This is a genomic window from Streptomyces sp. NPDC007162 (assembly GCF_040634175.1).
Classification (GTDB): domain Bacteria; phylum Actinomycetota; class Actinomycetes; order Streptomycetales; family Streptomycetaceae; genus Streptomyces.
In genome coordinates this window covers 20721-27409 of record NZ_JBEYFC010000066.1, presented here as the reverse complement: position 1 = coordinate 27409, position 6689 = coordinate 20721, and the positions used below count along the sequence as shown (strand labels likewise).

Annotated in this window: 5 protein-coding genes; 4 read left to right on the top strand and 1 reads right to left on the bottom strand. The window is 72.9% G+C overall.

Features of this window, described 5'->3' with window-relative positions:
• Positions 1-179: 179 nt before the first annotated feature.
• The 4 genes from ABZ646_RS11110 to ABZ646_RS11095 all read left to right on the top strand — a co-directional run bounded on the left by ABZ646_RS11110 (position 180) and on the right by ABZ646_RS11095 (position 5499).
• Positions 180-1667 (top strand): FAD-dependent oxidoreductase, encoded by a 1488-nt coding sequence (locus ABZ646_RS11110; protein WP_360515960.1) that lies wholly within the window; start codon positions 180-182, stop codon positions 1665-1667.
• 136 nt (positions 1668-1803) lie between these two features.
• Positions 1804-4032 carry an acetate--CoA ligase family protein gene (locus tag ABZ646_RS11105; RefSeq protein WP_360515958.1) on the top strand — a complete coding sequence of 743 codons (2229 nt, stop codon included), beginning with the start codon at positions 1804-1806 and terminating at the stop codon, positions 4030-4032.
• Positions 4032-4814 (top strand): enoyl-CoA hydratase-related protein, encoded by a 783-nt coding sequence (locus ABZ646_RS11100; RefSeq protein ID WP_360515955.1) that lies wholly within the window; start codon positions 4032-4034, stop codon positions 4812-4814. Before ABZ646_RS11105 ends, ABZ646_RS11100 begins: the two co-directional genes overlap by 1 nt.
• Before the next feature lie 61 nt (positions 4815-4875).
• Entirely contained in the window at positions 4876-5499 is a 624-nt protein-coding gene (locus ABZ646_RS11095) for a flavin reductase family protein (protein WP_360515952.1), read from the top strand.
• Here the strand turns inward: ABZ646_RS11095 and ABZ646_RS11090 are convergent.
• A complete protein-coding gene (locus tag ABZ646_RS11090) occupies positions 5496-6677 on the bottom strand; it encodes an MFS transporter (protein ID WP_360515949.1) in 1182 nt (393 codons plus the stop codon). The two genes, ABZ646_RS11095 and ABZ646_RS11090, sit on opposite strands and share 4 nt — an antisense overlap.
• Positions 6678-6689 lie beyond the last annotated feature (12 nt).

The window sequence follows — 6689 nt, the reverse complement described above, 5'->3', positions numbered from 1 at the left end:
CGCCTGCGGACGGCGTAGAGAGCCTCAACCTCCTTACGTACACGTCGTGTTGCTGATGTGACGCATGCGACGAGAGCTGTTTGTTACCGGCGGTAGCACCAGGCCCGTGCCCGAGACCAGAATGTGAGCCCTGCTCAACTTTCCGGCTTCACCCCTCTCGCTCCGTACGGAGGACGCACGTGGCACGTGAAAGACAGCTCTCCCGCCGCTCCCTTCTCGGCGGTGCCGCCGCCGGGGCCGTCGGCCTCACCGCGGTCTCCGCGGGCCCGGCCGCCGCGGCGGCCTCCCGGACCGCCGACGTCGCGATCGTCGGCGGCGGCATCGCCGGACTCACCGCGGCCCGCGACCTGGTGGCCGGCGGCCGGACGGTCGCCGTCCTGGAGGCCCGGGACCGGGTCGGCGGCCGGGTGGTGAACCTGAAGCTGGCCAACGGGGGTTACACCGAGGGCGGCGGCGAGTTCATCGGCCCCACCCAGGACCGCATCAAGGCCCTCGCGGACTCCCTGGGGGTGGCGACCTTCGCCACCTACAACACGGGCAACAACCTCCTCTACAAGGACGGCAAGCGCACCCCGTACGACACCAGCGGACTGCTCGGTTCGGTCCCGCCGGTGGACGCGGCCGGGCTCGCCAACGCGGCGATCGTGCAGTCCGAACTGGACAGCATGGCCGCGCAGGTGCCGGTGGACGCCCCCTGGACCGCGCCCAAGGCCGCCGAGTGGGACAAGCAGACCTTCGAGAGCTGGCTGAACGCGAACGCGGTCATCCCCTCGGCCAAGTTCCTCCTGGACCTGGCCTGCACGTCGATCTTCTCGGCCCAGCCCCGCGAACTCTCCCTCCTCTACGTCCTGTACTACATCGCCGCCGCCGGCAACGAGTCCACGGCCGGCACCCTGGAGCGCCTCACCGACACCGCGGCGGGCGCCCAGGAGTCGCGTTTCGTCGGCGGTTCCCAGCAGGTCCCGATCAAGCTGGCGGCGACCCTCGGCGACCGGGTGGTGCTGAGCGCCCCGGTCCGCTCGATCGCCAGGTCGGGCGGCTCGTACGTGGTCACGGCGGACGGCATCACGGTCACCGCGACCCGCGTCGTCGTCGCCCTGCCGCCCCCGCTGGCCGCCCGCATCACCTACGACCCGCTGCTGCCGGCCGCCCGCGACCAGCTCACCCAGCGGATGCCGATGGGCTCGATCGGCAAGGCCATCGCCGTGTACGACACCCCCTTCTGGCGGGCGGACGGCCTCAACGGGCAGGCCGTCAGCGACTCCGGCGTGGTCCGCTCGACCTTCGACAACTCCCCGCCGGACGGCTCCTACGGGGCGCTGATGGGCTTCATCGAGGCCGACGAGATGCGGGCGTACGACGCGGCGGGCGAGGCCGAGATCAAGGCCGCCGTCCTGGCGGACTACGCCAACTACTTCGGCGACAAGGCCAAAAACCCCACCTCCTTCGTGCTCCAGCGCTGGGACAATGAGGGCTTCTCACGGGGCGGCCCGGTGGCCTACGCACCGCCCGGGGTGCTGACCGAGTACGGGGCCGCGCTGCGCAAACCGGTGGACGGGATCCACTGGGCCGGAACGGAGACCTCCACGTTCTGGACGGGCTTCATGGACGGAGCGGTGCGGTCGGGCGAGCGGGCGGCGAAAGAGGTACTGGCCGCCCTCGGGTGACCGGGAGAGCGTTTTCGGCCTCAACTTCGCGTGCAGACCAGTTCCTGACGCAGTGTCAGTTCAGTTAATCTGACACTGCGTCAGTTTTTCGTGCTGTCACAAAGAATCGTGCTGTCACACAGAGGCGGGCGGACCGATGCTTGGATCAACCCACGGCACCCTCACCACCGACTCCCGCCGGGCCCGGGCCATCGCCTGCGGTGAGCAGCGTCCCGGGCCCGCCGTCCACGGCCGGACCTCCGACGAGGACGACCTGGACGTCAGCGGCCGGCCGCTGTACGCGGACGTACCGGATCTCGACCGGTTCTTCCGGCCCGAGTCCGTCGCCGTGATCGGCGCCTCGGACACCGAGGGCCGGCCCAACACCGGTATCACCCGGCAGCTCCTCGACTGGGCCGGGCGGGTCGGGGCCCGGGTGCACCCGGTGCACCCCACCCGGCCGTCGGTCTTCGGCATCGACTGCGTCCGTGCCGTCGCCGACCTGCCCGAGCAGGTCGATCTCGCCGTCCTGCTGGTCGCCGACCCGCTCCCGGTGATCGAGGAGCTGGCCGAGGCCAAGGTCAGGTTCGCGGTCGCCTTCGCCTCCGGGTTCGCGGAGACCGGCGCGGAGGGCGCGGCCGCCCAGACCCGCCTCGCGGCCGCCGTACGACGCTCCGGGCTGCGCCTGCTCGGCCCGAACACCAACCTCAACGCCTTCGAGCGGTTCCGCGACGACCTGGCGGGCCCCGCGATCGCCCTCATCACCCAGTCCGGCCACCAGGGCCGCCCGGTCTTCGCCGCGCAGGAGCTGGGCATCCGGCTCTCGCACTGGGCGCCCACCGGCAACGAGGCCGACCTGGAGACCGCCGACTTCATCTCCTACTTCGCCGAGCGTCCCGAGGTCGGCGCCATCGCCTGCTACGTGGAGGGCCTCAAGGACGGACGCGCCTTCCTGCTGGCCGCCGACCGCGCGGCCCGCCGCCGGGTGCCGGTGGTCGCGGTGAAGGTCGGCCGCACCGAGGCCGGCGCCCGCACCGCCGCCTCCCACACCGGCAAGCTGACCGGCGCGGACGACGTGGTCGACGCGGCGCTGCGGCAGTACGGGGTGATCCGCGTCGACGGCCTCGACGAACTCCAGGACACCGCCGCCCTGCTGGCCCGGGCGCGGGCGCCGCGCGCCGACGGGGTGGTCGTCTACTCGATCTCGGGCGGCACCGGCGCGCACGTCGCCGACCTGGCCGCCGGGCTGGGGCTGAGGCTGCCGGTGCTGTCCGAGGCCCGGCAGGCCGAACTGCACCAGTGGATACCGGAGTACCTGAGCGTGGCCAACCCGGTGGACAACGGCGGCCACCCGGTGGGCGACTGGCGCGGCCGTAAGATCATCGACTCGATCCTCGCCGACCCGGAGGTCGGGGTGCTGATCTGCCCGATCACCGGCCCCTTCCCGCCGCTCAGCGACAAGCTGGTGCAGGACCTGGTGGACGCGGCGGAGGCGACCGACAAGCTGGTCTGCGTGGTCTGGGGCTCGCCGGTCGGCACCGAGGCCGCCTACCGCGACGTCCTCCTCGGCTCCTCCCGGGTGGCCACCTTCCGCACGGCCGGCAACTGCCTGACCGCCGTCCGCGCCCACCTCGACCACCACCGCTTCGTGAGCGACTACCGCTCCCCCTTCGACGAGGCCCCGCGCACCCTCTCGCCCTCCTACCGCAAGGCGCTCGCGCTGATGCGGCCGGGACAGCAGCTGAGCGAGCACGCGGCGAAGCAGCTGCTGCGCGCGTACGGCATCCGGGTGCCGCGCGAGCAGCTCGTGACCAGCGCGGCGGCGGCCGTGCGCGCGGCCGGACTGGTCGGCTACCCGGTGGTGATGAAGGCGTCCGGCGGGCAGATCGCCCACAAGACCGAGCTGGGCCTGGTGAAGATCGGGCTGACCTCGGCGAGCCAGGTCCGGGACGCCTACCGGGAGCTGACCGACATCGCCCGCTACGAGGGGGTCGCGCTCGACGGGGTGCTGGTCTGCCAGATGGTGGAGCGCGGGGTGGAGATGGTCGTGGGGGTCACGCACGACGACCTCTTCGGGCCGACCGTGACGGTGGGGCTCGGCGGGGTGCTGGTGGAGGTGCTGCACGACGCGGCCGTACGGGTCCCGCCGTTCGGCGAGGAACAGGCCCGGTCCATGCTGGCCGAACTGCGCGGGCGGCCCCTGCTGGACGGGGTCAGGGGGCGGCCGCCGGCCGACCTCGACGCGCTCGTCGAGGTGATCCTGCGCGTCCAGCGCATGGCCCTGGAACTGGGCGACCGGCTCGCCGAACTCGACATCAACCCGCTGATGGTGCTGGAGCAGGGCCAGGGCGCGGTGGCGCTGGACGCGCTGGCGGTGTGCCGCTGATGGACACGGTCCGGTATGTGACGGCGGAGCGGGTCGCGTACGTCACCCTCAACCGTCCCGAGGCCCTCAACGCCGTGACCCCCGCCGAGCGGGAGGAGGTCATCCGGCTGCTGTCGGACGCCTCCGCCGATCCGGAGCTGGGGGCGGTGGTGCTCTCCGGCACCGGCCGGGGCTTCTGCGCGGGTGCGGATCTGCGCGGTTCGGGGTCCGCCGCGCCGCTCCCCGGTGACGTGGCCCGCACCATCCGGCTCGGCGCCCAGCGCCTGATCGCCGCCGTCCTCGACTGCGAGAAACCGGTGATCGCGGCCGTCAACGGCACCGCCGCCGGCCTCGGCGCCCACCTCGCGCTCGCCTGCGACCTGGTCCTGGCCGCCGAGTCGGCCCGTTTCATCGAGGTGTTCGTCCGCCGCGCCCTGGTCCCCGACGGCGGCGGCGCCTACCTCCTCCCCCGGCTGGTCGGCCCGCACCGCGCCAAGGAGCTGATGTTCTTCGGCGACGCGCTCCGCGCGCCGGAGGCCGAGCGTCTCGGCCTGGTCAACCGGGTCGTACCGGACGAGGAGCTGGCGAAGACGGCCCGGGAGTGGGCGGTACGCCTGGCCACCGGCCCCACCCGCACCCTGGCCCTCACGAAACAGCTGCTCAACGCGTCCCTGGACAGCGACCGCAACTCGGCCTTCACCGCCGAGGCCGCCGCCCAGGAACTCAACATGGCAACCCACGACGCCCAGGAGGGCCTACGCGCCTTCACGGAGCGCAGAAGCCCCGAGTTCCGGGGCCGGTGACGGTGACAGGACGGCCGCATCCCTTCCCATCTGACGATCCGTCACCTTCAATGGAAGGGTGATGGGACACGCTGGGGCGGCCGCGGCTGCCGTTCGTTATCTCAGGTCGGTTCCCGGGCCGGGGCCCGTGGAGGCGTTGCCGCGCCCGGAGTTGCGGTGTGTGCGGCCGGACGAGCGGGCGCCGGTCGACCCGGTGGAGTTCCGGCGGGTGCTCGGGAACTTCGCGACCGGGGTGACCGTCGTCACCGCGCCGGCCGCCGAAGGCGAACCCTCCCCCGCCGGATTCGCCTGCCAGTCCTTCTCCTCCCTCTCCCTCGACCCGCCCCTGGTGTGCTTCATGGTCGCCCGCACGTCGGCCACCTGGCCGCGCATCGCCCGCGCGGGCGTCTTCTGCGTCAACGTGCTCGGGGCGGGCCAGGGCGAGCTGTGCCGCGCCTTCGCGAGGAGCGGCACGGACAAGTTCGCGGGCGTGGCGTACGACGCGGCCCCCGCCTCGGGCGCACCCCGCCTCGCCGGCGCCGCGGCGTGGATCGACTGCGCGATCCACGCCGTCCACACCGGCGGCGACCACCTGATCGTGGTCGGCCGCGTGCGGGCCCTGGGCCCGGGCGACGGAAGCACCCCGGACCAGGCACCGCTGCTGTTCCACCGGGGGCGGTTCGGCAGGCTGGAGCCGGAGGCCTAGACGGCGAGAGCGGGCGTGGACGGCACCGGTCGGCGGCGGATCACCAGGGCCATCAGGGCCGCCGCCGCGCACAGGGCGCCGGAGGCGTACCAGACCATGTCGTAGGTGCCGAAGGCGTCGCGGGCGACGCCGCCGAGGTAGGCGACGAGGGCCGCGCCGACCTGGTGGGAGGCGAGGACCCAGCCGAAGACGATGGCGCTGTCCTCGCCGTACTGCTCGCGGCACAGGGCGAGGGTGGGCGGGACGGTGGCGACCCAGTCCAGGCCGTAGAAGACGATGAAGAAGATCATCGTCGGGTGGATCGACGGGCCGAGCAGCATCGGCAGGAAGAGCAGCGAGAGGCCGCGCAGGGCGTAGTAGACGGCGAGCAGGCGGCGGGGTTCGAAGCGGTCGGTGAACCAGCCGGAGGCGATGGTGCCGACGACGTCGAACACGCCGATGACCGCGAGCAGCGAGGCCGCCGCGGTGATCGGCAGGCCGTGGTCGTGGGCGGCGGGCACGAAGTGGGTCTGGATCAGGCCGTTGGTGGAGGCGCCGCAGATCGCGAAGGTGCCGGCGAGCAGCCAGAAGGGCCCGGTGCGCACGGCGGAGCGGAGCACTCCGACGGTCCGGCGGGCGGCGCCGGTGACCGGCGGCGGCTTGGGTACGAACTCGTCCGCGCCGTACGGCTTGAGGCCCACGTCGGCCGGGTGGTCGCGCAGCAGCAGCCAGACGAAGGGCACGACCGCGAGGGCGGCGAGGGCGACGGTGACGGCGGCCGGGCGCCAGTCGTACGTCTCGACGATCCAGGACAGCAGCGGCAGGAAGATCAGCTGGCCCGAGGCGGAGGCGGCGGTGAGGATGCCGGTGACCAGGCCGCGCCGGGTGGTGAACCAGCGGTTGGTGACGGTGGCCGCGAACGCGAGGGCCATCGACCCGGAGCCGAGCCCGACCAGCAGGCCCCAGCAGAGCAGCAGCTGCCAAGCCGCCGTCATCCACACGGTCAGGCCCGAGCCGAGCGCGATGACGGTCAGGGCGACGGCGACCACACGCCGTATGCCGAAACGGTCCATCAGGGCGGCGGCGAACGGCGCGGTGAGCCCGTACAGCGCGAGGTTGACGGAGACGGCCGCCCCGATCGTGCCGCGCGACCAGCCGAACTTGTGGTAAATCTTTGGGGTACGTGAGTCCGCGTGCATGAACAAGGGGGG

Excerpts from the sequence above, each read along its gene's own strand:
- ABZ646_RS11105 (WP_360515958.1), top strand. The coding sequence starts at position 1,804 with ATGCTTGGATCAACCCACGGCACCCTCACCACCGACTCCCGCCGGGCC.
- ABZ646_RS11100 (WP_360515955.1), top strand. The coding sequence starts at position 4,032 with ATGGACACGGTCCGGTATGTGACGGCGGAGCGGGTCGCGTACGTCACC.
- ABZ646_RS11095 (WP_360515952.1), top strand. The coding sequence starts at position 4,876 with ATGGGACACGCTGGGGCGGCCGCGGCTGCCGTTCGTTATCTCAGGTCG.
- ABZ646_RS11090 (WP_360515949.1), bottom strand. The coding sequence starts at position 6,677 with ATGCACGCGGACTCACGTACCCCAAAGATTTACCACAAGTTCGGCTGG.